25 protein-coding genes and 1 riboswitch are annotated in these 26,297 nt (G+C 46.9%); of the genes, 23 read left to right on the top strand and 2 right to left on the bottom strand.

The features are described 5' to 3' along the window. A complete protein-coding gene (locus MKY73_RS29645) occupies nt 1-780 on the top strand; it encodes a tRNA1(Val) (adenine(37)-N6)-methyltransferase (RefSeq protein WP_074092913.1) in 780 nt (259 codons plus the stop codon). Next, complete coding sequence (gene rsmI / locus MKY73_RS29640) at nt 781-1,665, top strand: 16S rRNA (cytidine(1402)-2'-O)-methyltransferase (protein WP_339304982.1); 885 nt, start codon at nt 781-783, stop codon at nt 1,663-1,665. Between the two features lie 205 nt (nt 1,666-1,870). Here rsmI and MKY73_RS29635 read toward each other — a convergent pair whose 3' ends face one another. Further along, a complete protein-coding gene (locus MKY73_RS29635; protein WP_024633700.1) occupies nt 1,871-2,125 on the bottom strand; it encodes an AbrB/MazE/SpoVT family DNA-binding domain-containing protein in 255 nt (84 codons plus the stop codon). A 317-nt stretch (nt 2,126-2,442) separates the two neighbouring features. Here MKY73_RS29635 and MKY73_RS29630 point away from each other — a divergent pair, with 317 nt between their 5' ends. From MKY73_RS29630 to MKY73_RS29565, 14 genes are all read left to right on the top strand, one after another. Then, a complete protein-coding gene (locus tag MKY73_RS29630; protein WP_339238919.1) occupies nt 2,443-3,720 on the top strand; it encodes an HD domain-containing protein in 1,278 nt (425 codons plus the stop codon). Between the two features lie 334 nt (nt 3,721-4,054). Next, nucleotides 4,055-4,825, top strand: a complete 771-nt coding sequence (locus MKY73_RS29625) for a TatD family hydrolase (protein WP_339238920.1) — start codon at nt 4,055-4,057, stop codon at nt 4,823-4,825. A 241-nt stretch (nt 4,826-5,066) separates the two neighbouring features. Then, nucleotides 5,067-5,320: riboswitch (cyclic di-AMP (ydaO/yuaA leader) on the top strand. Between the two features lie 270 nt (nt 5,321-5,590). After that, nucleotides 5,591-6,775 carry a ubiquitin-like domain-containing protein gene (locus MKY73_RS29620; protein WP_339258163.1) on the top strand — a complete coding sequence of 395 codons (1,185 nt, stop codon included), beginning with the start codon at nt 5,591-5,593 and terminating at the stop codon, nt 6,773-6,775. A 155-nt stretch (nt 6,776-6,930) separates the two neighbouring features. Beyond that, nucleotides 6,931-7,476, top strand: a complete 546-nt coding sequence (gene rnmV / locus MKY73_RS29615) for a ribonuclease M5 (protein ID WP_150364162.1) — start codon at nt 6,931-6,933, stop codon at nt 7,474-7,476. A gap of 4 nt (nt 7,477-7,480) precedes the next feature. After that, nucleotides 7,481-8,383: a 16S rRNA (adenine(1518)-N(6)/adenine(1519)-N(6))-dimethyltransferase RsmA gene (rsmA, locus tag MKY73_RS29610; RefSeq protein ID WP_339238924.1), complete on the top strand. Its 903-nt coding sequence runs from the start codon at nt 7,481-7,483 to the stop codon at nt 8,381-8,383. A gap of 59 nt (nt 8,384-8,442) precedes the next feature. After that, complete coding sequence (gene yabG / locus MKY73_RS29605; protein WP_339238925.1) at nt 8,443-9,339, top strand: sporulation peptidase YabG; 897 nt, start codon at nt 8,443-8,445, stop codon at nt 9,337-9,339. A 153-nt stretch (nt 9,340-9,492) separates the two neighbouring features. Continuing rightward, nucleotides 9,493-9,768: a Veg family protein gene (locus tag MKY73_RS29600; protein WP_053778931.1), complete on the top strand. Its 276-nt coding sequence runs from the start codon at nt 9,493-9,495 to the stop codon at nt 9,766-9,768. Nucleotides 9,769-10,023: 255 nt separating this feature from the next. Further along, nucleotides 10,024-10,200, top strand: a complete 177-nt coding sequence (locus tag MKY73_RS29595) for a small, acid-soluble spore protein, alpha/beta type (protein WP_017691375.1) — start codon at nt 10,024-10,026, stop codon at nt 10,198-10,200. Nucleotides 10,201-10,349: 149 nt separating this feature from the next. After that, complete coding sequence (gene ispE / locus MKY73_RS29590) at nt 10,350-11,204, top strand: 4-(cytidine 5'-diphospho)-2-C-methyl-D-erythritol kinase (RefSeq protein WP_026081373.1); 855 nt, start codon at nt 10,350-10,352, stop codon at nt 11,202-11,204. Between the two features lie 97 nt (nt 11,205-11,301). After that, on the top strand, nt 11,302-12,129 hold the full coding sequence (gene purR / locus MKY73_RS29585) for a pur operon repressor (protein WP_017691373.1): 828 nt from the start codon (nt 11,302-11,304) through the stop codon (nt 12,127-12,129). 188 nt (nt 12,130-12,317) lie between these two features. Beyond that, nucleotides 12,318-12,602 carry a septation regulator SpoVG gene (gene spoVG, locus MKY73_RS29580; protein WP_017691372.1) on the top strand — a complete coding sequence of 95 codons (285 nt, stop codon included), beginning with the start codon at nt 12,318-12,320 and terminating at the stop codon, nt 12,600-12,602. 83 nt (nt 12,603-12,685) lie between these two features. Further along, nucleotides 12,686-12,880: a hypothetical protein gene (locus MKY73_RS29575; protein WP_339238927.1), complete on the top strand. Its 195-nt coding sequence runs from the start codon at nt 12,686-12,688 to the stop codon at nt 12,878-12,880. A 68-nt stretch (nt 12,881-12,948) separates the two neighbouring features. Next, nucleotides 12,949-14,349, top strand: a complete 1,401-nt coding sequence (gene glmU / locus MKY73_RS29570; protein WP_301289664.1) for a bifunctional UDP-N-acetylglucosamine diphosphorylase/glucosamine-1-phosphate N-acetyltransferase GlmU — start codon at nt 12,949-12,951, stop codon at nt 14,347-14,349. Between the two features lie 101 nt (nt 14,350-14,450). Then, nucleotides 14,451-15,404 (top strand): ribose-phosphate diphosphokinase, encoded by a 954-nt coding sequence (locus MKY73_RS29565; RefSeq protein WP_017691370.1) that lies wholly within the window; start codon nt 14,451-14,453, stop codon nt 15,402-15,404. Between the two features lie 196 nt (nt 15,405-15,600). Here the strand turns inward: MKY73_RS29565 and MKY73_RS29560 are convergent, their stop codons facing one another. Beyond that, on the bottom strand, nt 15,601-15,801 hold the full coding sequence (locus MKY73_RS29560; RefSeq protein ID WP_024633712.1) for a hypothetical protein: 201 nt from the start codon (nt 15,799-15,801) through the stop codon (nt 15,601-15,603). A 140-nt stretch (nt 15,802-15,941) separates the two neighbouring features. Between MKY73_RS29560 and pth the strand changes: the two genes are divergently transcribed. The 7 genes from pth (at nt 15,942) to mazG (ending at nt 26,206) form a co-directional block, all read left to right on the top strand. Continuing rightward, nucleotides 15,942-16,502, top strand: coding sequence for an aminoacyl-tRNA hydrolase (gene pth / locus MKY73_RS29555; protein ID WP_339304980.1), 561 nt, complete (start codon nt 15,942-15,944; stop codon nt 16,500-16,502). Nucleotides 16,503-16,599: 97 nt separating this feature from the next. Continuing rightward, nucleotides 16,600-16,830 carry an anti-sigma-F factor Fin family protein gene (locus MKY73_RS29550; RefSeq protein WP_253428884.1) on the top strand — a complete coding sequence of 77 codons (231 nt, stop codon included), beginning with the start codon at nt 16,600-16,602 and terminating at the stop codon, nt 16,828-16,830. A gap of 271 nt (nt 16,831-17,101) precedes the next feature. Further along, nucleotides 17,102-20,629, top strand: coding sequence for a transcription-repair coupling factor (gene mfd / locus MKY73_RS29545; RefSeq protein WP_339304979.1), 3,528 nt, complete (start codon nt 17,102-17,104; stop codon nt 20,627-20,629). Then, entirely contained in the window at nt 20,613-21,773 is a 1,161-nt protein-coding gene (locus MKY73_RS29540; protein WP_339304977.1) for a peptidylprolyl isomerase, read from the top strand. Before mfd ends, MKY73_RS29540 begins: the two co-directional genes overlap by 17 nt. 317 nt (nt 21,774-22,090) lie before the next feature. Further along, nucleotides 22,091-22,633, top strand: a complete 543-nt coding sequence (gene spoVT, locus MKY73_RS29535) for a stage V sporulation protein T (protein WP_036606123.1) — start codon at nt 22,091-22,093, stop codon at nt 22,631-22,633. A gap of 164 nt (nt 22,634-22,797) precedes the next feature. Next, a complete protein-coding gene (locus MKY73_RS29530; RefSeq protein WP_339304976.1) occupies nt 22,798-24,555 on the top strand; it encodes a polysaccharide biosynthesis protein in 1,758 nt (585 codons plus the stop codon). Between the two features lie 157 nt (nt 24,556-24,712). Then, entirely contained in the window at nt 24,713-26,206 is a 1,494-nt protein-coding gene (mazG, locus tag MKY73_RS29525) for a nucleoside triphosphate pyrophosphohydrolase (RefSeq protein WP_339304974.1), read from the top strand. Nucleotides 26,207-26,297: the final 91 nt, after the last annotated feature.

Genomic DNA, 26,297 nt, shown 5'->3' with positions numbered 1-26,297 from the left:
ATGAAAGCAAATGAAGTCGTATTGCATGAGTCAGAGCGGATTGATGATCTGCTCTCTCATGATTTAAGAATCATTCAAAGTGATGAAGTGTTCAGTTTTTCGATGGATGCGGTATTGTTAGCCCGATTTGCTTCTGTACCTAAACGTGGTCGTGTACTTGATTTGTGTACAGGTAACGGGGTAGTTCCCATTTTGCTTACAACGCGTACGCAGGCTAGTCTGGAGGGAATCGAAATTCAGCCTCGTTTGGCGGATATGGCTCGTCGCAGCGTTCAATTAAATGCACTGGACGAATCGATTATGATTCGTGAAGGTGATTTGCGAGAATTGGTGAAAGAAACGGGACATGCTGTATACGATGCAATAACGGTAAACCCCCCTTATATGCCCCTGAATGGCAGTGACCTCAAAATGAACACACATCAGGCAATGGCACGTCATGAGATCGGGTGTACCTTGGAAGAAGTGATCCAGGCTTGCAGTCGACTTGTACGTAATGGCGGAAAAGTATCGATGGTTCATCGTCCACAGCGACTTGCAGAGATTATCTCGCTCATGCGTGAGTATAAGCTGGAGCCGAAACGAATTCGGATGGTACATCCCCGTGCTCATCTGGAAGCCAACATGGTATTAATTGAAGGCATGAAAGATGGTAAACCGGAAGTAAGGATGCTTCCTCCACTCATTGTCTACAATGAAGAGGGGAAATACTGCGAAGAGATTATGGATATTTACTATGGCCAGCAACATGCTGAGCGTACTACGAAAGGAGGACTATAGATGACTGTGCATATTCAGAAAAGCTATGCGGAGCAGCTTGAAGGATCAGGCAAGCTGTATCTGGTTGGAACACCCATTGGTAATCTGGAGGATATGACCTTCCGAGCCATCAAGACATTGCAGAGTTGTGACATCATTGCAGCAGAAGACACACGACAGACCCGGAAGCTGCTCACTCATTTTGAAATTACACCTTCGATGCTGTTTAGTTATCATGAGCATAACAAGGGGGCAAGTGGACCTGAACTGATACGCTATATAATAGAAGGAAAAAATTTGGCACTCGTCAGTGATGCTGGTCTGCCAGCCATTTCAGACCCGGGATCCGACCTTGTACAGCTTGCACTGGAAGCCGGAATAACGGTCATTCCCATCCCTGGACCCAATGCTGCATTGTCTGCTCTGATCGTGTCCGGATTACCGACGGAGCGTTTTACATTCGGCGGTTTTTTGCCGCGGGAGAAAAAGGACATGCGAAAAGTGCTGGAGGCTTTTGACGAATCCAACGGGACTTTGTTATTTTATGAATCACCTCACCGTATTCGGAAAACATTAGTCCACCTCGAAGAAATTCTGGGTGATCGCTCCATTGTCCTGGCTCGTGAACTAACCAAGCGTCATGAGGAATTTGCGAGGGGTACTGTGAAGGAATGCATAGACTGGCTTGAAGAGCATCCACCTCTTGGCGAGTACTGTTTGCTGGTGGAAGGTATTAAGGAAGAGGAGCGTAAGGCTGAGCGCGAAGCATGGTGGCAGCTGATGTCACTTGCGGATCATGTCAGCCATTATGAGGGTGAAGGACATAACCGCAAAGATGCGATGAAAAAAACGGCAACGGATCGTGGTCTGACGAAGCGGGATGTATATAATGCGTTAATCGAGTAGCCAATCTAATCCAATATCTTCTGTTATGGGGAACATAACCTGAAAAGAACCTTATATTCAACATTCATGTAGTTTTTGGGTAATAGAACCCATAACAGGGCAAAAAAATACCTTCCGCGGTGGGGTTCACACCGGGAAGGCTATTAAGGAATATTAAAAAGGTTAGAAATAACAATTTAGATAAGTCCAGTATACCTGGTTTTTCTTATTTTGTCACAGGTGCAGGGATTTCGGAAATACATTCGTTACAAACAATTTTACCTTTGAAGTAAGTAACGTTCTCTGCATTACCACAGAAGATACAAGCAGGCTCATATTTTTTCAACATGATGCGCTCGCCGTCAACATAGATTTCCAGAGCATCTTTTTCACCAATACCGAGCGTACGGCGCAATTCGATTGGAATAACTACCCGTCCCAGTTCGTCCACTTTTCTTACAATACCTGTTGATTTCATCATTATAATCAGTGCTCCTCTCAGCTAACTATCATTGTCATTATTCGACATTATTTTATGTTTTATGATACTCATCATACCAACGATTCCCAAAACAGTCAACCTTAAAATTAGCTTAAAATTAAGGCTGTTTTTCACAAGGTTACTGGTGGTAAGGGATTGGCAGCCTTTTTTCGCATTTAAACAACAATGCCAAGTTTGTCGATTTGGAAAACGACAAAATTACGTTATTCGACAAAGTTCGTCATAACGTGTCGAATCTTAGGTGAATCGTGGAGTTCAAAGCGTTAATATAAAAGAAATTAAAGGAGTGAATCGACATGGAACAACGACTAACGGAAGAGAAAGTATTCAAAGATCCGGTACATAATTATATCCACGTGCAAGATCCGGTTATATGGCAGTTAATTAACACCCCGGAATTTCAGCGTTTACGCCGGATTCGCCAACTCGGTACTTCTTACCTTACTTTTCACGGAGCAGAGCATAGCCGGTTCTCACATTCACTAGGTGTTTATGAAATTACACGGAAGATCATTTCTCAATTTGAAAGAAGTCATTATTCAGACTGGCCGAAGGAAGAAAAGATTGTAGCTCTGTGTGCAGCTCTGCTTCATGATCTCGGGCATGGTCCATTCTCCCACTCCATCGAGGAAGCTTTTGATATGAATCACGAAGATTGGACTTGTCGCATTATTACAGGTGATACCGAAGTAGGGGCGATCTTAAGACGGTATGCTCCTGATTTTCCTGAGAAAGTGGCATCTGTCATTCAAAAAACGTACGAAAAGCCGATTGTGGTGAACTTGGTGACCAGCCCGCTTGATGCAGACCGAATGGACTATTTGCTTAGGGATGCTTATTTTACAGGTGTAAATTACGGCACGATTGACCTTGATCGCATCCTTCGGATGCTGCGTCCCTATCATGGACGAATTGTAGTCAAGGAGTCAGGCATGCATGCTGTGGAGGATTACCTCATGTCTAGGTATCAGATGTATTGGCAGATTTATTTCCATCCGGTAACTCGTAGTTCTGAAATTCTATTGCGGCAAATATTCAAGCGAGCAAAAACACTCATACAGCATGATTTTCAATTTCGCTTCATGATTGATCCACTCCCTCAATTATTTGCAGGAGAATTATCCGTAGATGAATATTTGCAGTTGGATGAAGCATTAATTCAGACGGCATTTACACAGTGGCGAAAGGAGGACGATACTGTTCTGAGTGAGTTATGCGAACGTTTTATGGATCGCAAGTTATATAAGTATGTAGAGCTTGAACAGGTCGACTTGACAATAATAGAAGAGATTCGGGAAGCTTTTGTACAGGCAGGCCTTGATCCCGAATATGATCTTGAAATTGATTTTCCTTCCGATAATCCGTATGATGTGTTTCGTCCGGATGAATCCACGGATAAGCAGATTCTTCTTCTGGATCGACAGGACAATTTACGTGAGTTGTCAGAAGTATCTGACATTGTCCGTTCCATCAGCGGGCTTCACCGGGGGAAACATCATTTGTATTACCCGCAAAACAAGGTGGATGCGATTATTCATGAATTACCGTCACATATACGCCCCTATTTCTTGTAATCGTGTGGGTATAATCCAATGAAGAATTTAGATATCAAAAGACTTTCAAAAAGAGCTATTTTTCATGATACAGTAATCTGCTTTAATGGGGAGTATATGTAGATCGACATAATTCTGTAAATGAAAGCAGGCAAAGTTAGCACAATCAGCAATATGTAGATCAGAATATCCTTATATCTTCTATATATTGTAGTTGTGAAGAAACAAACGTAATGATGTAATATACAGATTGCCCAAAATGTTTTATGTATGAGTCATTGAAAAATTTGAATTTCACCAAATTAAATTTTCAAAAGAAGATAGTCGTTATTTCGACATGAAGGGAGATACAGACATGATGCTGTTCGACACACATACACATCTGGATGCACCACAATTCGACGAGGACCGCGAGGACATGATTCAGCGTGCTGTGGATGCAGGAGTTGGTCGCATGATCAATATTGGCTTTAACCGGGAGACAATTCCAACCACAATGAAACTCGCTGAAACGTATGACTTTATCTATGCAGCTGTAGGTTGGCATCCCGTAGATGCGATCACAATGCAGGAGGGAGATTTGGAGTGGATTGCATCTTTATGCAAGCATGAAAAAGTGGTGGCGATCGGTGAGATTGGATTGGATTATCACTGGGATACTTCACCGAAGGAAATACAGCATCGCGTATTACGACAACAAATTGCCTTGGCGCGTGAAGTGAACATGCCGATTGTCATCCATAATCGGGATGCACATGAGGATATCATAAGAATTTTGCGTGAAGAGAAGGCGAGTGAAGTTGGTGGTGTGATGCATTCGTTCTCGGGCAGCTGGGAAACAGCGAAAAGTTGTCTCGATATGGGTTTCCATCTCTCCTTCGGAGGACCGATTACATTCAAAAACGCAAAGCAACCCAAAGAGGTGCTGGCGAAGGTTCCAATGGACCGATTTTTCATTGAAACCGATGCTCCGTATTTGACACCTCACCCTTATCGTGGGAAACGAAATGAGACAGCGCATGTACGTCTGGTTGCAGAGGCAGCTGCGGAAATTAAAGGCATTTCGGTGGAGGAAATTGCTGCAATAACCACCAAAAATGCCATGGAACGATTTGGAATTCGTTAAAAAAACGAGCAAATGAGGTGAAAAAGGCAGGTAAGCGGAGTTAATTTGCCCTTTGATCCAAATAAATCAAGAATATTACAATATTTTAACCAAATATTCAGAAAAACGTACTTGATCAACGCTTTACAACATGCATCAAAACAGGATATCATCTTTTCAGTGAATTGTTGTGCGGAAAATTGGACAGATGTTCGGGGGATGAACAAAGGGACACTTTCCGATGAAACAACATTACTTTCATGAATCAGTCTCGCTGAGTCTCCGTTAACGGAGAGCGGGGGAACCAATAGGGCTTAAACATCGGTGTATTTGGCCGATGCGCAACGTTCGCTGACCCAAAAGCAGCGAAGAGAACTGCGAAGCCGTATTTGATTTCTTCTTTGGGTCTCGGGGTGAATTCAAGGGCGTCCGCCATGAGCGGGTGACCTAAGATAGGGCGGCTCTCTTTCGCCCGAACCCGACAGCTAACCTCGCAAGCGGAAAAAGAGAGGCAACCTCGTGCATGAATTTCCGATATTCAAAATCATTCGGAAGCCACGAAAGAGTTCCTCTTACACTCTTTCTTTGGCTTTTTTGTTTTGAATAAAAGAAATGTTGTCATCATACGGTAGGTATTCAGGAGGATGACATCATGTTGCGAAGATTGATTCATGGTGCAGAACCGATCAGTTGGTCCGATCTGTGTTCTGTAGAAAATTTGGTATAGTCACGTCAAAGACATCATGCGTTACTTTAGACGGCGAGGCTATGAAGGAGGACGGAGAAGTGGGCACATTCCAACCAGAAGAGACCCATGAGTCACGATCATCCAGTAAGTCTTTCGCGTTGCGGTGGAAGCATGAGAACATGCGTCAAATGGCATTGATCGCGATTTTCTCAATTGCGCTTACAATCATGATCTTGTTAGTCGTTTACGGTCAGGCCGGGAAACAAATTTCACTGGTTATTGATGGCAAAGCTCAGGTGGTAGAGACTCGTACAGGAATGCTTCAGGAAATGCTGGAGGAGCAGTCGATCACAGTCAGCCCTCACGACAAGGTATCCATGTCCATGAACGGGGCGATTACTGATGGAGACCGAATCGTTATTGAGCGGGCCGTTCCAGTTAACATTACGGCAGACGGAGACACCAAGACTCTGTATACAACGGATTCATCCGTAGAAGATGCAATTCAAAAATCAGGTATTCAAGTTGAAAGTAATGATAAGGTGTATCCGGCGCTTGGAACTGCGATCAAAGCAGATATGAAGATCCGTGTAGTGCGCGTAACAAAGCGTACAGTGGATGTAGAGCAGCCAATCGCTTACAAAGTCATTAAAACGGCTGACCCTAGCTTGTACAAAGGGGATAACCGTGTCGTTGTGAACGGCAAAGAAGGCACACTTGTACAGCACATCGAAAAGGTATTTCAGGATGGAGAATTGGTCTCCAAAAAAATGGTCGGCAAATCTGTCGCGAATAATCGTGTAGATAAAGTGATTGCTGTCGGCACCAAAGCAAAACCTGTTGTGAAAAAACCAGAGATTCAGACCGTATCAGCTCAAACTTCAACGACGAAGAAGGCTACAACAACGAACTCGAAGAAAACATCTGCCTCGGGCAGCAAAGTGATTACCGTATCCGGGACTTCTTTTAAATACTCCAAAGTACTTAAGAATGTATCCATGACTGCCTACTCTTCCGAAGAGCCTGGCATTGGAACTAAAACAGCTTCCGGTACTCGTGTAACGGAAGGGCGCACCATCGCGGTTGATCCCAAAGTCATTCCAATTGGCTGGTGGGTATATATCGAAGGTCTGGGATTCCGTCGTGCGGAAGATACAGGCGGCGCCATTAAAGGCAACAAAATTGACGTATATTATGACAGTGTGAAGCATGCCCTGAATTTTGGACGCAAGAAAGGCAAGACGGTCTACGTGATCGGTCCGGTGAAGCCGGAAGCGAACTAAAATCGTTTTACTTTGAAATGGGAATGCTATAAAATAGTTGCATGAATGATTCATGCGGAATATGCGGCGGAGGGGTCTGAATTCAGTCTCCCCCGCCGTTTGGCAGAGAAGAGGATATTCCTCTTCTTTTTGCGTTAGAAAGGAAGAAATGGAACATGATAAAAGAAGTCATTGTGGTAGAAGGCCGTGATGATACGGTAGCCATCCGTCGGGCCGTGGAAGCCGATACCATAGAAACAGGTGGATCAGCCATCAACCAACGCATTCTGAAGCGGATTGCGCTTGCTCAGGAGAGACGGGGAGTCATTGTACTGACAGATCCGGATCATGCCGGCGAACGCATTCGTAAAATCATTGCGAATAAGGTGCCTGGCTGCAAACATGCTTTCATTCCGGAAGCCGATGCCACACGCAAAGGGGATATTGGGGTGGAGAATGCCTCACCGGAGGCGATCCGTCATGCTCTGGCACGCGTACATACTTCATACGAAGGCGCTCCTAGCCTGATCGATTGGGAGGACCTGATCGCGGCAGGACTTATTGTGCATCCGCAGGCTGCTGCACGTCGCATGGAGATGGGCAATCTGCTGGGAATCGGATATTGTAACGGTAAGCAGTTCCACAAACGTCTCGGTGTATTTCAGATTACACGGGAAGAGTTCTCTACAGCATTAGCGCAAATTGAACGTGAAGGATTGTGAGCATATGAAGGATATGGAAGAGACGATAGAAATTGCAACGCCCAAGCGAACCAAAGAAATTATTCAAAGACACGGATTCTCATTTAAGAAAAGTCTAGGTCAGAACTTTTTGATCGATCAAAATATACTGAACAAAATTGTGAATGCAGCCGACTTGGACGAGTCCAAGGGTGCGTTAGAGATCGGACCGGGAATTGGAGCCCTTACGGAACGATTGGCCCGGGTAGCTGGCCCTGTCACAGCCGTAGAGATTGATCAGCGCTTGATTCCCATTCTCGGAGAAGTGATGCAGCCTTATCCGAATGTACGTGTGCATCATGGTGATGTGCTGAAGCTTGATCTGGCTGAACTGTTCCAAAGCGATTTTGCATCGGTGGACAAAGTCAGTGTTGTGGCTAACCTGCCTTATTATGTAACGACTCCAATTATGATGAAACTGTTGGAAGAGAAGCTGCCAGTGGACAGCATTGTTGTCATGATCCAAAAAGAAGTGGCTGAACGCATGGCTGCTGCACCGGGATCGAAAGACTACGGCAGTCTGAGCATCGCAGTCCAGTACTATAGTATTCCTGAGCTTGTGTGTATTGTGCCGCCGACGGTCTTCATTCCCCAACCTAATGTGGAATCAGCTGTTATTAAGCTGAAGGTGCGTGAGCAACCACCAGTTGAGATTCCCGATGAAGCACACTACTTCGAAGTGGTACAGGCTTCTTTTGCCCAGCGGAGAAAAACAATCTCGAACAACCTGAAGGCACGTTTCTTCACAAAGGAGAACCGGGAACAGGCAGACATTCTGCTGGAGCAGGCAGGTATCCAGCCGTCCCGACGCGGAGAGACGTTAAGTCTGCAGGAGTATGCTACACTCAGCACCGTAATGTGGGAAGCAGGGGTACGCGCAGCATTATAAAATTCGAATGAACCAAACCGGGTCTCTGCCCATACGATGGGGTAGAGGTGATTACGTTGATGAATATCGGAGACTTGGTCGTTCGGAAGTCATACGGCGGCGATGTGACTTTTCGGGTGGAAGGCCTTCAGTTGGATGCTGCGGTCATTAAAGGGACTGAGTTCCGGCTGCTTGCCGATTCCCCAGTGGACGATTTGATACAGGTTCCCTACGAACCGCAAAGCGCCAAGACCAGACAGGCGCATATTAAAGCACATCAGACCCTTTCCCGCCTGCAACAGATTCGTATGGAACAGGCTGAGCGGAATCGTGAAGGTCTGGTACAGGACTGGTCTGCTCAACAGGAGCCGGCTTATTTTGAAATGCCGGGAAAGGTGCTTCATCTGGATGGTGATCCGAACTATTTGAAAAAAAGTATGGATCTCTATGAGCAACTTCGTGTTCCCGCAGAGGGACAATACGTTCATGAATCGGCAATGGCAGATACCTTATACCGTTTATTACCCAAAGTACGTCCAGATATCGTGGTCATTACGGGTCATGATGGGGTGTTAAAGACACGTCAGCCCTATGACTTATATAGTCTTGGTAGTTATAAGAACTCGCAAAATTTTGTGGCGGCCATTCAGGTGGCCAGACAATATGAACGTCATCTGGATGCACTCACTATTGTGGCAGGGGCCTGTCAGTCCCATTTTGAGGCACTGCTGCGCGCTGGAGCGAACTTTGCCAGTTCTCCAGGCAGAATCCTCATTCATGCACTTGACCCGGTCTACGTGGCAGCCAAGGCTTCCTTCACATCGGTACGGGAAACGGTCAACATGAATGATGTGCTGCACAATACGATCAGTGGTAGCCAAGGAGTGGGTGGTGTCGAGACACGGGGGAGCTACCGGGTAGGCCTGCCGGGGCTGAATGATTTATCTACGCTAAAAGTGAACCCGTCGGCAGTCTGATGTAGGCCATTTAAAGTCCCAATTTGGGGCTTTTTTTGTTTGCAAAAAAATTCATTGACAACAACTTTTTGATGCTGATATAATAATTAGTTTTGATTTGACAATGACTGTAAAATCCGGTATAATGGACAAGAAAAGAGGTGGTCGTCGACAATGGCTAAAAACACGCTGTTGGATATCAAACGCAATCTCGATGCACATATTGGTCAGAAAATTATGCTGCGGGCTAATGGTGGCCGCCGTAAGACCATTGAGCGTACGGGTGTATTGGAAGAAACGTACCCTTCTGTTTTTATTGTTAAGCTTGATGAAGAGCAAGAAACCTTCAAGCGAGTATCTTATAGTTATGCGGATATACTTACGGAATCGGTGGAAGTCATGGTTTTTGACCCGGGCAGCCAGACGCATAGCTCCTATATGGAGACGTAAGTATCGTTGTACAGGCGATTCGCCCCTTGGGTGGATCGCTTTTTTATGTCTAGAAAATCAAATCAACCATTTATCTTCTAAAGTAACCCATACATACGCAGGAATGAGTGAGGAACGGTCGCGGCATACTATATGTACAAGTGAAAGGACAGTTTCTTAAGCAATACAGGAAACTTCATTTGGCCTGATGGCAATATGTCCAAAACGTGAATGAACTCATCACATTATGATGGATACTTTGGAGGAGGATGGTTCATGAGTCGCAGAAGAAGAAGTGTCATGTCCGAGGATCTGAAGAATGAGCTCGCGAAAGACCTGGGCTTCTATGATACGGTCCAACAGGAAGGTTGGGGTGGAATCAAAGCCAAGGATGCAGGAAACATGGTGAAAAGAGCCATTCAACTTGCTGAACAGGCTGCCCGCAAATCTTAATCCGGTTCAAGCAGATTGAAAAGTGGGGAAATCCGTCAGGGACAACCCCGCTTTTTCCCCTTAGATGCGGAATAGAAATGACTTGACAGCCCCATTTTGATATAATATGTTAAGTTGTCTTAGGGAAAAGGTGAGGACGGGTGAACGCCTTGAAAATTTACGAAAAAGCGCCTGCTAAAATTAATTTGATGCTGGACGTTTTACATAAAAGAAGCGATGGATTCCATGAAGTTGAAATGATCATGACCATGGTCGATCTTGCTGATCGGCTGGAAATGTCGGAGCTGCCGCGAGATACCATTTTCATCTCCAGTCAGGCGGGTTATATCCCGCTGGACGAGAAGAATCTGGCTTTCCAGGCAGCCAGACTGATTAAGGAGCGCTATAACGTGCGTACGGGCGTCCATATTCATCTGGATAAAAAGATTCCAGTTGCAGCCGGCCTTGCCGGAGGCAGCAGTGATGCAGCAGCAGCTCTGCGTGGATTGAACCGTCTGTGGCGATTGAATATACCGGATCACGAACTGCAGGAGCTTGGAGCTGAACTCGGTTCGGATGTTCCATTCTGTATCACAGGAGGGACTGCACTCGCTACAGGCCGTGGTGAGAAGTTGACTCCCATTCCTAATCCGCCGCAATGCTGGGTAATTCTGGCCAAGCCTCCAATCAATGTGTCTACAGCCGATGTATACGGACGGTTCCGCAGTGACAAGATTGTTCGTCATCCGAGTGCTGCTAAAATGGAACAGGCAATTCGCAACCAATCCTTTACGGAAGTCTGTGACCAGATGGGCAATGTGCTTGAAGATGTAACGTTGAAGCTGTATCCGGAAGTTCAGCATCTGAAGGATGCCATGATTCGGTTGGGCGCAGACGGTGTGTTGATGTCCGGTAGTGGTCCAACGGTATTTGGACTGGTCTCCAAAGAATCCAAGGTTGCCCGGATATACAATGGCCTGCGTGGTTTCTGTAAAGAAGTGTACGCTGTACGTATGTTGACATGAAATTCGCTTTTATAATGTACAAACACGTATAAAGGTGGTATATTTTTAAATAATTATTCGGATTTGGATGTTTCCGTGATCGTGAGGATGGATCTCTGTGAAGAAGTTAAAACGAAGCGCAAGGCTGGTTGAAATGACGCAATATTTATTGTCCAGACCGCATACGGTTATTCCGCTCACCACATTTGCCGAACGCTATGGTGCCGCAAAGTCTTCAATTAGTGAAGATTTGGCGATTATCAAGGAAGTGTTCGAAGAAGGTGGCTCAGGAGAACTGCATACACTGGCTGGAGCAGCCGGGGGAGTAAGGTGGATTCCGAAGGTATCCCGAGAACTGGCACTTGCATTTGCGGAACGGCTCTCGACCCAGCTCGCGCAACCTGATCGGATCTTGCCTGGAGAATACCTGTACATGTCCGACTTGCTTGGTCAGCCCGCATTGATGAATGAAGCCGGCAAGATCTTTGCAACTGCCTTTGGCAATATGAATATTGATGTGGTTATGACGGTAGAAACCAAAGGAATTCCACTGGCTTATGCGACCGGAGCCCAGCTCAACCTGCCTGTCGTGCTTGTACGCAGGGACCATCAGGCTACAGAAGGATCGGCCGTAAGTATCAATTATGTATCCGGGTCCCATAAAAGTCTGCATACCATGTCCCTCTCGCGTAGGGCGATGCGTGAGCATTCCAGAGTACTTATTGTGGATGACTTCATGAAGGCTGGGGGTACGGTGCAAGGAATGATCGATCTTTTGGCCGAGTTTAATGCTACAGTTGCCGGGGTAGGGGTACTGGTGGAATCTGGTTCTGTAGATTCAGAAGAACGGCTGTTAACCGATTACGTATCTCTCGCGAAGCTGACAGCGGTTGATGCCAAGAGCAGACAGATTTCCGTCAAGCCTGGCAACTATTTTGACCTGTAGAAAGATGACGAATGTTATGTCGTTAAAGGGTCTTTTCCATCGACCTGGCATGAACGTTGTCGAATTGTGTATTAAATAAAAAAATTCCTGAAATTAGGAAATTTTTATGGTTATAAAAAGAAGGAGTTCGTATATGCCGTGTGGAATTATACACCAAGTTCTGATGGAAAAAGGTGGTGAACACACACATGCAAATTACGGATGTCAGACTCCGCCGTGTTAACTCGGAGGGGAGAATGAAGGCTATCGCATCCATTACCATCGATAACGAATTCGTCGTTCATGACATTCGTGTCATTGATGGTAACAACGGAATGTTTGTTGCTATGCCGAGCAAGCGCACTCCTGATGGAGAGTTCCGTGATATCGCCCACCCGATCTCTTCCGGTACGCGTGAGAAGATTCAGGCAGCAGTTCTGACTGAATACGATCGTGCTGCAACTGAGGAAGAAGTCATTGAAGAAGGTGCCTGAGAACATTATTGGGGTTCGAAGGAAAAGAGAGCCATGTCTTATGGCTCTCTTTTCTTTTTGATCGGAATAAGATATATTCAGTATTGAGTTTATTAGCAGAGAACAAAAAGCGCATCGTGCGCTTGGTGGCAGGGCGGCATCTTAGGAATCATTGGGATTCGGTTAAGCTCGCAGGTACACGGCGTATACATATAGGTCACATTTCGTTGGTGTCCGCGTTGTTACGTGTGATTACAGAGACAGCAGGCGATGAACAAGACCGGCGTGAAGCCGGCTGAACGATACTCATTGGATATAGATAAGCAATGCATTTCAATGGGTTTTTCAGAACAGGAGGTCGTTAACTTTGAAACGAATGGCAATTGTTCTTGCCGCAGGGCAAGGCAAACGAATGAAGTCAAAATTGTACAAAGTACTGCATCCCGTATGCGGTAAACCTATGGTTGGACATGTGCTGGATGCAGCACTCAGCGCAGGCGTTGAACGCAGTGTGGTAGTTGTCGGCCATGGTGCCGAAGCGGTGCAGTCATTTTTAGGTTCCAAGGCGGAGTATGCACTCCAGGCGGAACAACTGGGCACAGGACATGCAGTACAGCAAGTTAAATCCTTGCTTGGCGGCGAAGCAGGATCCACAATTGTGGTCTGTGGGGATACACCGCTCGTGACTCGTGAGACATTGGAAGGTCTGATGAATCACAATGAGAGTCGCGGAGCAGCAGCTACAGTACTTACGGCTCAGTTGGACAATCCCAAAGGCTACGGCCGAGTAATACGTGGAGAAGATGGTTCCGTACAGCGGATCGTGGAACAGAAGGATTGCAACGAACAGGAAGATGCTGTGAATGAGATTAACACAGGCACATACTGCTTCGATAATGCAAAATTGTTCGCTGCCCTGGATAAAGTAACGAACCAGAATGCTCAGGGAGAATATTATCTCACAGACGTAATCGGCATTTTGCGTAATGATGGAGATGTGGTTGAGGCTTACATGTCGGATGACATCGCGGAATCCATCGGGGTTAACGATCGATTGGCGCTTTCGCAAGCAGAAGCCTTCATGCGTGAACGTCTCGCTGTACGTCATATGTTGAACGGTGTTACAATCATTGATCCGTCATCGACATATATCGGAGCGGATGTTACGATTGGAGCAGATACAGTATTGTATCCGGGAACCATTCTCAAAGGTACAACTTCGATCGGCGAAGCATGTCATATTGGTCCTCAAGCAGATGTGGAAGACAGCGTTATTCAGGACGGAGTTACAATCAAACATTCGGTGTTATCCAATGCCGAAGTTGGTTCTGATGCAACGGTTGGTCCATTTGCTAATTTGCGTCCAGGAACTAAACTGGGTCGCAACGTAAAAATTGGTGACTTTGTTGAAGTGAAAAATGCTACAATTGACGAAGGTTCCAAAGTATCTCATCTCAGCTATATTGGGGATGCCAAAGTAGGGAAAAACGTAAATGTTGGATGCGGGGCAATAACTGTCAATTATGATGGTTATAATAAGGCTGTAACGACGATTGAAGATGATGCTTTCGTAGGTAGCAACGTCAATCTGATTGCACCAATTACGGTAGGAAAAGGCGCATATGTGGTTGCTGGCTCTACCGTTACCCATTCCGTTCCCGAGAATGATCTGGCCATTGCTCGTCCACGTCAGGAGAATAAACCTGGTTATGCGGAGAAGATTCGCGGACGTGCTAAAGCCAAGAAACAAAATGCCAAACCCCAATAAGGGGTTTTGATAACAAGATTGCCTCCCGAAGATCCGGGAGGTGCCGACATGTCGCAGACGCTTATAGATTCCAATGAACCAGCACGGAGGGTTTTTATTTTATGACTTATTTTGATTCGAAATTAAAAATATTTACTTGCAATTCTAACCCCAAGCTTGCCCATCAAATTGCTGATTATATCGGGATCCCTATGGGTGAATCCCACACGACCAGCTTTAGTGATGGCGAGATTCAAGTGAAACTCTCCGAGAGTGTTCGGGGCTGTCACGTTTACATCGTGCAGTCCACTTGCTTGCCGGTTAATGATAACCTGATGGAAATGCTCGTGATGATTGATGCACTCAAACGGGCATCTGCCAAGACGATTAACGTTGTTATACCTTACTACGGCTATGCAAGACAGGATCGCAAGGCACGTTCGCGTGACCCGATTACAGCGAAACTGGTTGCTAACCTGATTGAAAAAGCGGGTGCAACGCGTGTCATCGCGATGGACTTGCATGCAATGCAGATTCAGGGATTCTTCGACATTCCGGTTGACCATTTGCTCGGCGTGCCGATTCTGGCTCAATATTTCCGGTCGAAACAGATCGAAAATCCGGTTGTTGTGTCGCCTGACCACGGTGGCGTAGTGCGTGCACGTAAACTGGCTGATTTCCTGAATGCACCCCTGGCGATTATTGATAAACGACGTCCTGAGCCAAATGTGAGCGAAGTGATGAACATTATTGGTAATATCGAGGGCAAAACAGCCATTCTGATCGATGACATTATTGACACGGCGGGAACGATTGTACTGGGAGCGAATGCCCTGATGGAAGGCGGCGTAAAAGAAGTATACGCGTGCTGTACTCACCCGGTATTGTCCGGACCTGCGATGGAACGTTTGGAGAATGCACCATTGAAGGAAGTCATCGTAACGGATACCATTCCAATTACGCATGCTAATCCGACAAGCAAACTCAAAGTGTTGTCTGTAGCGCCTTTGCTCGGAGAAGCCATTATCCGGGTTCATGAGGAATTGTCAATCAGCAAGCTGTTTGAAATTGAATAAGGACGTCTGCATAAAGTAGTAGAGGGGTTACGTTTTCCGGTTCAATGGAAAATGTAACCCCTGTCGGCGTGCCGTTTTATTAAAAATGAAAAATACACCCTGATCAGTCCATATAAGTTGAACTACTCATTTACACCGAAAGATGTTTCTACACGCGTAGTGATCCGGTGTAAAATGGTTCGTTCATCTTATATGGTTAATACCCGGGACGGGAGATAAATCGGAAACGCCGCCGATGAAAAAGTGTATCGGCAATTTCGACAAATTGATTATCAAAACGGGTGATGAGTCCAATCTCAATATGGGTGTCGCGGTCGTATACCTGTACAGGTACGTGATATTCGAGATGATAGATAAAATCGCTATGTTGAGTCAGTTGTCCGTTGTCTTCGCGCAAAACCCGCTCACCTTCCTGGGTTGATAAAATATTAACTGTGAATACTACAGTAAATCGGAACTTTACTTTCCTGATATTATATGAAATATAACATTCGAAGTCTATGCCTCACCTCAGGCTAATCCGAAGGAGGGAACAAGATGAAGTGGATTGTCGGACTTGGAAATCCAGGCTCGAACTATGCCAAAACCCGTCATAATATCGGTTTTATGGCACTCGATCGGTTGGCTGATCGTCATAGTATCTCCGTTACACAGAGTAAATGTAAGGCTCTGATTGGAGAAGGCCATATTGGCGGTGTGAAAACCGTGCTGATTAAACCTATGACTTATATGAACTTATCTGGTGAATCAGTTCGGGCGTATATGGATTTTTATAAAGTCAGTCTTGAAGATCTGATTGTTGTGTACGACGACATGGATACAGAGATTGGCAAAGTCAGATTGCGTTACCAAGGCAGTGCAGGCGGGCATAATGGGATCAAGTCCATCATTCAGCATACCGGTACACAGCAGTTTAACCGGGTACGCATGGGAATATCCCGGCCTGAACCAGGACATGCCATTGTCGATTATGTACTGTCGACATTCATGAAGAAAGAAAAGGAAGCCCTTGATCAGACCATTGAGCAAACATGTGATGCTCTGGAGCATAGCTTGACTCATACGTTTGAACAAACAATGGCGAAGTTTAACGGATAATGTTGTAAAACAACCTGGTAAAATGATCAAAAAGACGGGTTCGATTCAGCCATACTGGACATACTGGACGTATAAACCATGTTCAGGAGGCATAAACATGTCAGTGAATTACGTATGTAGGCATTGCCGTACCTTTATCGGACGAATCGATTCTGCCCGGATAACGGAAGCAGAGCTCGGCTTTCATTTCTTGACCCCCGACGAGCGGAGGGATATAATAGCGTATAATTCCGGTGGTGACATTACCGTTCGGATTACATGTGATTACTGTAAGGAAGCCCTGGAGCACAATCCAGAGCTTAGCCTGCTCGCGAGTCCGCTTCAGTAGACATCGCTAAGCAGGAACGAATGACAGTTGAGGGCGGTTGCGTAATAACGCTCCACCTTTTATAGCCTTGGCAGCCTGCTGAGGCTTCTTTTCAGTTGGCATGAAATACACCGCTATCTCCACACCAGGTCCCGCCACATCAACAGATGTGGCAATGTTGCGAGTAATCCTTTATGATGAAACAGGACAAAAAGGAATTTGTATCCATTTTATTAGTGATACTACGCGTATGCGTGAGATAATCAAGTAAGTTATAAGAGAGGTGCCCCTTTTGTTACAAGCACTTATACAGGCTTTTTCCAAAGATCCGGACTTCGGGTCCATTACAGCCGGAATCAAGTCCGGCATGAAGGAACAATTGGTTTCGGGTCTATCCGGCTCGGCGCGTCAGATTATGCTGGCAGCTCTGCATCAGGAAATGAACCGACCATTGCTCGTAGTAACACACAATATGTTTTCAGCTCAAAAAATTGCAGAAGATTTACAGGAAGCGCTTTCACCTGATCAGGTGTTAATCTATCCTGCCAACGAACTTGTCGCTGCTGAAGCTGCTGTTTCCAGCCCGGAAACATTGGGTCAGCGTATTGATGTGTTGGTCCGCTGCGCCCAGGGATTCAGGGGCGTTGTTGTTATTCCTTTTTCCGGGGTAAGACGTTATGTTCCGCTTCCGGAAGTGATGGCCAATGCTCGAATTTTAATTAAACAGGGTAACACACTCCAACTGGACTCCTTCCTGCTGGAGATGGTAAAGCTCGGATATGAGCGTGTGGAGCGCGTGGAATCTCGTGGTGAGATGAGTGTACGCGGAGGTATTATCGATTTCTATCCGGTTACTTCATCGATCGCATATCGAGTGGAGTTATTTGATGACGAAATCGATTCCATTCGGACATTTGACCCAGCCGATCAGCGTTCGATTGAACGAATTGAAGAGATTACGGTTTTGCCATGCAAGGAGTTAATTGCAGATCGTGAACGGATGGAAAAGGCTGCCGATGCGGCTGCTCTTTTGCTTGAGCAACAGCTGGAGAAAATGACGGACCGGCAGGCGAAGCTGCGCCTTCGTGAAGAAATTCACCGGGAGATCGAGCTTTTGCGGGAGCATGTGTATTTCTCCGAAATGTATAAATATATTTCTCCGCTTTATCCGGAGAACAAAACGATTTACGACTATATGCCAGAAGATACCCTGCTGGTCCTTGATGAGCCTGCCAGACTATCAGAGACATCAAAACAGCTGGACCGTGATGAATCGGAGTGGAACCTGCATTTGATGCAAAACGGAAAAACACTTCCGGATCTTCCATTATCCGCAGACGGTGATGAACTCTTGTATGAGCGTCCATTCCAGACGCTGTTTATGTCGATCTTTTTGCGCCAAGTTCCACATACCCAACCACAGAACATTCTGAACTTCATCAGTCGTGGCATGCAGGATTTCCATGGACAGATGAACGTACTGAAGGCTGAGATGGAGCGCTGGCATAAGGCCGGAGTTCAAGTACTCATGCTGGCGAACGGTGAGGAACGACTCGACCGAATGCGCCGGGTATTGATGGACTATGATATTCCAGAGCCAGAGATGATGATCGGTAACTTGCAAACGGGATTTGAAATGCCGTCCATTCATTTGGCTGTCGTGACCGAGGGCGAGATGTTCTCGCAAAAACAGCGTAAAGTACGCAAACCGATTCGGAATGTAGACAATGCGGAACGAATCAAATCCTACAGCGAGCTAAAAGTGGGCGATTATGTCGTTCACCAGAACCACGGGATTGGTAAGTACCTTGGAATCGGCACCCTCGAGGTTGGCGGTATTCATAAGGACTACATGCATATTCTCTATGCCGGTGGAGACAAACTGTCTGTACCTATTGAGCAGATCGATCTGATTCAGAAATATGTGGGTTCCGAAGAAAAAGAACCAAAAATATACAAGCTGGGCGGTAATGAGTGGACACGGGTTAAAAATAAAGTCCGCACATCCGTACAGGATATTGCTGATGATCTGATCAAGCTGTATGCAGAGCGTCAGACCTCCAAAGGGTTTGGATTCGACAAGGATTCTGCAGAGCAACAGGAGTTTGAGGACATGTTCCCTTACGATGAGACACGTGATCAGGTGCGTGCGATCGAAGAAATCAAGAAGGACATGGAACAAAACCGTCCAATGGACCGTTTATTGTGTGGGGATGTTGGTTACGGCAAAACTGAGGTGGCTATTCGGGCTGCATTCAAAGCAGCTATTGAAGGAAAACAGGTGGCTGTACTCGTTCCGACAACGATTTTGGCACAGCAGCATTTTGAGACGTTCCGTGAGCGGTTCTCCGGTTATCCGTTCAACATCCATGTGCTTAGCCGGTTCCGCTCCCGTAAAGAGCAGAATGAAACTGCCAAAGGCATCAAGGCAGGCACAGTAGATATTGTCATCGGAACGCATCGATTGCTGTCGCAGGATCTGGTGTTCAAGGACCTGGGGCTGCTCATTGTTGATGAAGAACAGCGCTTCGGAGTAACCCATAAGGAGAAACTGAAGAAGCTGAAAACCAATGTGGACGTGCTGACGCTAACGGCAACCCCGATTCCGCGTACGCTTCACATGTCCATGCTGGGTGTGCGTGATCTGTCCGTTATTGAGACTCCGCCAGAGAATCGTTTCCCGGTACAGACCTATGTGGTTGAACACAGCCAGGCGCTTGTTCGTGAAGCCATTGAACGTGAGCTTGCTCGTGGCGGGCAAGTGTATTACCTCTACAACCGTGTTCAGGGAATTCAGGAGATGGCTGCCGAAATTTCTGAACTTGTGCCTGAAGCCAAGGTTGGTGTGGGACATGGTCAGATGTCGGAAACAGAGCTGGAGAAGACGATTCTGGACTTCCTGGATGGTGAATATGACGTGCTTGTGAGCACAAGTATCATCGAGACCGGGGTAGATATTCCGAACGTAAATACACTAATCGTACATGATGCGGATAAAATGGGGCTCTCCCAGCTGTATCAGCTGCGCGGACGTGTGGGGCGTTCCAACCGTATTGCGTATGCCTATTTTACGTACCAACGGGATAAAGTGCTTACAGAAGTTGCTGAGAAGCGTCTGCAATCGATCAAAGAATTTACCGAACTGGGTTCAGGATTCAAAATTGCCATGCGTGACTTGTCGATCCGTGGTGCAGGAAATCTGCTAGGCGCAGAGCAACATGGATTCATCGCTTCCGTCGGGTTCGATCTGTATTCTCAGATGCTTGCAGAGGAGATCAACAAACGCAAAGTTACGATGCTTGGCGAAGAGCCGGTACCTTCCGACCAGTGGAACACAACGCTGGATCTCAGTATCGATGCCTACTTGCCGTCCGATTATATTTATGACAGTATTCAGAAGATTGAGATCTACAAAAAAGTGGCGGTCATTGCATCCTTCGACGATGCGATGGAGTTGGAAGACGAATTGGTTGACCGGTTCGGTGATCTTCCGGAAGCCGTCATTAACTTGCTGGCTGTTGCGCGGATGAAAGTATACGGCAAAATTTACGGTATTGAGTCCATTTCCCAACGTGGTGAGGACATTACCGTGAAGTTTTATGAAGGGCGTGAACATGCCTTTGAACTCTCGAAAATCGCGCACATTGGAAATCAGTTCGAAAGACGTGTACAATTTGAACAAGGACCCCATATGCTGATTCACGCTAAAGGCAAGGGGCTTGGGGATAAGCAACTGATGGAGCTGGTAGAGAAAATTCTGGAGTCCATGAAGACGGCTTTTAAATCAAAGGGGGAACTAAAAGATGTTACCAAAGTATAAAAAAGTAGGAAAAGTACTGTCTGTGAGCATGGTCGCAGTACTATCCTTATCACTGCTTGCTGCATGTGGCAAGAAGGAAGAAGCAAAAACACCTGAATCGACGGATACGAGTGCTGTAGTCGCTACGTATGATGGTGGTACCATTACAGCCAATGAATTCGACATGGAGCAACGTGTCATGAAATTCCTCTATCCGGAGTATGCACAAATGATGGATATGGACGATTTCAAAGAGTATTTGGTGAAACAGGAAGTTGCTTATGAATATCTGAGTGGCAAAGCAAGTGAGGAAGCCAAAACAGCAGGTTCCAAAGCGGCAACTGAGCAATTCGATAAAATGAAAGCTTCTGTACAGGCAGATCAATGGACTGAGATGCTGAAAGCTCAGAACCTGACAGATGATAACATTAAAAACTACATGACTCGCATCATGACAGTTATTAAAGACAAAGAAACAGGCGTTACGGAAGATGCAGTTAAGGCTGAGTTTGAGAAAAACAAAGATCAGTTCACAACAGCTTCTGTTCGCCACGTGTTGATTAACTTCACAGATCCAAAAACGCAAAAAGAGCGTAAAAAAGAAGATGCATTGAAAATTGCAAAAGAAGTAAAAACGAAATTGGATGGCGGAGCTGATTTTGCTAAAATTGCAAAAGAATATTCCGAAGATCCAGGTTCTGCTGAAAAAGGTGGATTGTACGAAGAAACACCTGTAGGCAGCTGGGTAGAGGCATTCAAGGAAGCTGCAAAAACATTGCCACTGAACAAAATCAGTGATCCGGTTGAGACGGAGTATGGTTACCACATCATGAAAGTGGAAGCTCGTACGGAAGCGGACTTCACCAAATTGACAGCTGAGCAAAAAGAAAGTCTGAAGAGCCAATTGGCAGCTGCTGAGATTGATACGTTCATGCAAAATGAATTGGACAAAATCGTAAAAGAAGTTAAATTGCCAAAAACAGAAAAAGCTGAAGAAGGCACGACTGAAGGTACAACTGAGGGCACAACGGGTACAGGAACTGAAGGAGAGAAAACAACCGAACCAAAAACGGATGACTCCAAAGGTACAGATGCCAAGACGGACCAAGGTACGACTGGAACAGACAAAGACGCAACTACTGATGAAGGTACAAGCAGTAAGTAATGCTGTGTTAGCACACGTTCAGGGTTAATTCTGCCCGAATATGTCTTGTACTACGTAAATATGGACAACCATGCAGAGAAGCAAGGGGAGGACTTAGGACCTCCTTCTTGCTTCTTCTTGTATATATTCAGGCTGTATGGGTACATGGTCGCCTTCTTCGAAAGTTACACAACTATATTCTCCGAAGCATGTATAAGGAAATGGGAACAGATGAATACTATGGTCAAGATATCACACTAAACGTTCTGGGACTTTCCTCTACCCATTAAGGAACAGTAGTTGAAAAATCTTCTCGAGAAAGTGGGGCAACATGTGAAATGAAAGCTACTGGTATTGTCCGCCGTATAGATGACCTTGGTCGTGTGGTCATTCCAAAAGAAATTCGCCGTACGTTACGTATTCGTGAAGGTGATCCACTGGAAATTTTCGTGGATCGTGATGGAGAAGTTATCCTTAAAAAATATTCGCCAATTGGCGAACTTGGTGATTTTGCCAAAGAATATGCAGAATCCCTGTATGAGAGTACGGGTCATGTAACGATGATATCCGACCGGGATACGATCATCACGGTGGCAGGTGGTTCCAAAAAAGAGTATTTGGACAAGCAGGTAGGTCAACTGTTAGAGGGCTGTATGGAAAACAGAAAGACCATTTTGGAAACAAACAACGGTTCCTATGAGCTTAGCAAAGATCATGACGAGACGTTATCATCATTTGTTATTGCGCCGATTATATCAGGTGGTGACCCCATCGGAACGGTTATCCTGTTCAATAAGGATGAATCGGTGAAGATGTCTCAGATGGAAGTGAAGATGTCGGAGACAGCTGCTGGTTTCCTTGGCAAGCAAATGGAACAATAGATAGCAAATCAACTCCTGGTGCCCTAGTTTGGGCATGCGGGAGTTTTTGCGTTTTAAGGGAAAGGAGTTGATCGAGACGGGTGTCATGGTGCAGAGTTAGTCTGTATGCCCTCAGGCAGGTATAATAACAAGGTATGCTTAAAAGGATTATGTAGGAGGGACTTATGAAACAGCCGTCTACAGGCTCAAGGCTACTACAGGGTGCATTTGTTCTTGGGCTTGCCGCCATTATCTCCAAAATCATTGGTGCTTTTCAAAAGATTCCGTTGCAGAATCTGGGGGGAGACGGTGTTTTTGGCATTTACAATACGGTGTATCCGTTATATATGCTCATTGTTACGCTTGCTGCTGCCGGGCTGCCCCTGGCCGTATCCAAATTCGTAGCAGAGCAAAATGCACTGGGGAGACAGGAAGAGAGCAGAAGGATTATCCGCTTATCTTCCGTACTGCTCGGGGGAATAGGACTTGTTATGGCTCTCTTGATGTATGCAGGTGCGCCGCTAATCGCTGACATGATTGGCAATCGACATGTGGTTCCATCGATTCGTGCAGCTTCATGGGCGTTATTGTTCGTTCCGGTGATGACCGGACTGCGTGGATATTTCCAGGGGTTACAGCAGATGGTGCCAACAGCGGTATCGCAAGTGGTGGAGCAGACGATACGTGTCACCGTCATGATTGTTCTGCTTGTATGGTTGATGAGACGAGACGCTTCGCTTGAGACGATTGCCGCTGGAGCCATGATGGGCTCCGTTGCCGGCGGAATGGTTGGACTGTTAACGATGTTAGGGTACATGGTCCGTCATCGGCGGAAACGTAGGGAAGTGGGAACCGGACCATTGGATTTGGGAAGGAGCAGTAATGGCAGAGAGGTTGGATCAGATCGTCATGAGCGTCAAGAGCATCAGGAGCATAGGCCGGTTACGCCACAGAAGAAAACGGTGAGTGTCATTAACCCCGCTCTGGCAGACCAATCTCGATCCAATGCCGAATGGATCAGGACGCTGCTCATGTACGCCATTCCGGTCTGTCTCGGGTCGCTTGCTGTACCACTGATGAATCTGGTGGACACCTTCACCGTGCCACGGCTTTTGCGGGGAGAAGGACTGGATGAACTCCAGTCGATGGTTTCCTTCGGCATCTACAACCGCGGATTGCCGCTGGTTCAACTGGTGACGATGCTGGCTACGTCACTGTCTGTGCTGTTTATTCCGGCGATGGCGGAAGCCCGGTTAAAGGGCGGGCCAGAAGCCGTCCGGCAGCAAGCAGGCCTCGCGCTGCGCTGGTTCTGGTTGATCGGCCTGGCGGCATCCGCGGGTCTCGCGGTGCTGGCGGAGCCGATTAACCGCATGCTGTACGGAGATGCCGCAGGCACCGAAGCACTGCGGTACATGGCGCTGACGGCTGCGGGAAGCACCGTCAGCATTATTGCGGCGGCGCTGCTGCAAGGTCTCGGCGCCGTGCGCGCACCCGCGTTCAGCATGCTGGCCGCCGCAGGCGTCAAGGCGTTGCTGAACGTTATGCTTGTGCCGGCGCTGGGCATCAGCGGCGCGGCCATGGCAGGCGCAGTCGCCTACATGCTGGCGGCTGGCCTGAATGTGGCGTTGCTGGCGCGACTTGTCGCCCTGCGCCCTGCCCCTGGCGCCGTCCTGGCGAAGCCGGCGCTGGTGATCGCCGCCATGAGTCTGGCGGCGGTAGGCATGGCCTTGGCCGCCGAAGCGGTACTCGGCGGCATGGGTATCGCGGCCGACCGCAGGCTGGCCGCAATGGGCGTGAGCCTGCTGGGCATCGCCGCAGGCTCGGCCGTGTTCTTGCTGGCGGCGGCCCGGACAGGGTTGCTGACCGCCGCAGAGCTGGCGGCTGTGCCCAAGTTGGGGCCTCGCCTTGCCAAGCTGCTGCGCAGACTGCGTGTGCTGCGCTAACTTCATGCTCACGGTGCTTCTGCATGAGCACAGCCAATATGCAATTATAGGATATCGACTGATTCTGGTATAATACGTGGTAATTATAGAGCGCCATCCTGTATAGGCACGATAATTGTAGGCTTGCAACAGGATGGTTCGGATGGAGGTTTACGTAATGAGTGCAGCTTTAACCGTAGTAGGTCTTGGATCTGGAGATGCAGACCAACTGACCGTAGGTATTATCAAAAAAATGAAACATGCAGCTACGCTGTATGTGCGTACGCTGGATCATCCCGTATTGAATGATCTGAAGCAAGAGGGGCTGGAGATGACCTCGTTTGATGCCATCTATGAGGCGAAGTCCTCCTTCCCCGAGGTGTATGATGAGATCGCGAACCAATTGATAGAGGCTGCTCGCAAGGGTGAGGCTGGAACGGAGATTGTGTATGCCGTACCCGGTCACCCCATGGTGGCAGAAGCCAGTGTGCGACTGCTCAAAGAACGCTGTCCACAAATGGGCATTTCACTGCGCGTAATGGGTGGAGAAAGCTTTCTAGACGAAGCCTTTATACGGCTTGGATTTGATCCTATTGAAGGCTTTCAACTCCTGGATGCCAGCAGCTTGAATACAGAACTGGTACAACCACAGCTGCATACGTTGATCGGACAAGTCTATGATGTGTTCACTGCTTCGGACGTGAAGCTGTGCCTGATGGAAGTTTACCCGGATGACTATCCCGTATTTGTCGGTCATGCACTGGGTGTACAGGGCCAGGAGATCATTCACAAAATTCCGCTACATGAACTGGACCGGATCGAAGGGTACGGCAATCTGTCACTGATCTATGTACCGAAGAACACCGATGATGCCCTGCGTCGCCGATCCTTCGCACGTTTGCATGAGATCGTGAATATTCTTCGCAGCCCGGGTGGCTGTCCATGGGATCAGGAGCAGACGCATCAGTCCATTCGCAAAAACCTGATTGAAGAGACATATGAAGTCATTGAGACAATCGATGAGGATGACCCTGACCATATGAAAGAAGAGCTGGGTGATCTGCTGCTGCAGATTTTATTGCATTCCCAGATGGAAGAAGAAGTGGGCACATTTAATGTCTATGATGTCATCGAAGGGTTGAATGATAAGCTAATCTTCCGTCATCCCCATGTTTTTGGCGAACATCAGGCAGAAGATGCGAATGAAGCTCTTCAGAACTGGGAACAGATGAAAGCAGAGGAGAAGAAGCGCAAAGGTCAGGATCAGCAGAAGGTTTCCGTGCTGGATGGTATACCGCGTGACTTGCCTGCACTGATGAAGGGATACAAGTTACAGAAGAAAGCAGCCAAAGTTGGCTTTGACTGGGATGATGTTGACGGTGTGTTTGCCAAGATCGAGGAAGAACTCGCAGAATTGAAAGAAGCGGTGCAACAAGGCCAGTCTGCGGAAGAACGGAAGCTCGAACTGGGTGATTTATTATTCGCAGCCGCGAACGTTGCAAGATTCATCGATACAGACCCGGAAGATGCACTTGCTGCGACGAACCGCAAATTCATTGGGCGTTTCCAATACATTGAGGAGCGCCTTCATGAACAGGGGAGAACACCAGCAGATAGCAATGTGGAAGAGATGGAGCAATTCTGGCAGGAAGCGAAGAAGGCAGGATTATAACGGGTTCAATTTTCTGGAAAATACCGATTAGCCTTATTCCATCATGCTTTGCAGTGTGTTATGATATACGAACATGTGTTCATCTGTATGG

The sequence above is a fragment of the Paenibacillus sp. FSL R5-0519 genome, assembly GCF_037974275.1.
GTDB lineage: Bacteria > Bacillota > Bacilli > Paenibacillales > Paenibacillaceae > Paenibacillus.
Note: the sequence above shows the minus strand (reverse complement) of the source record. Positions and strands in the feature narration are given on the sequence as shown.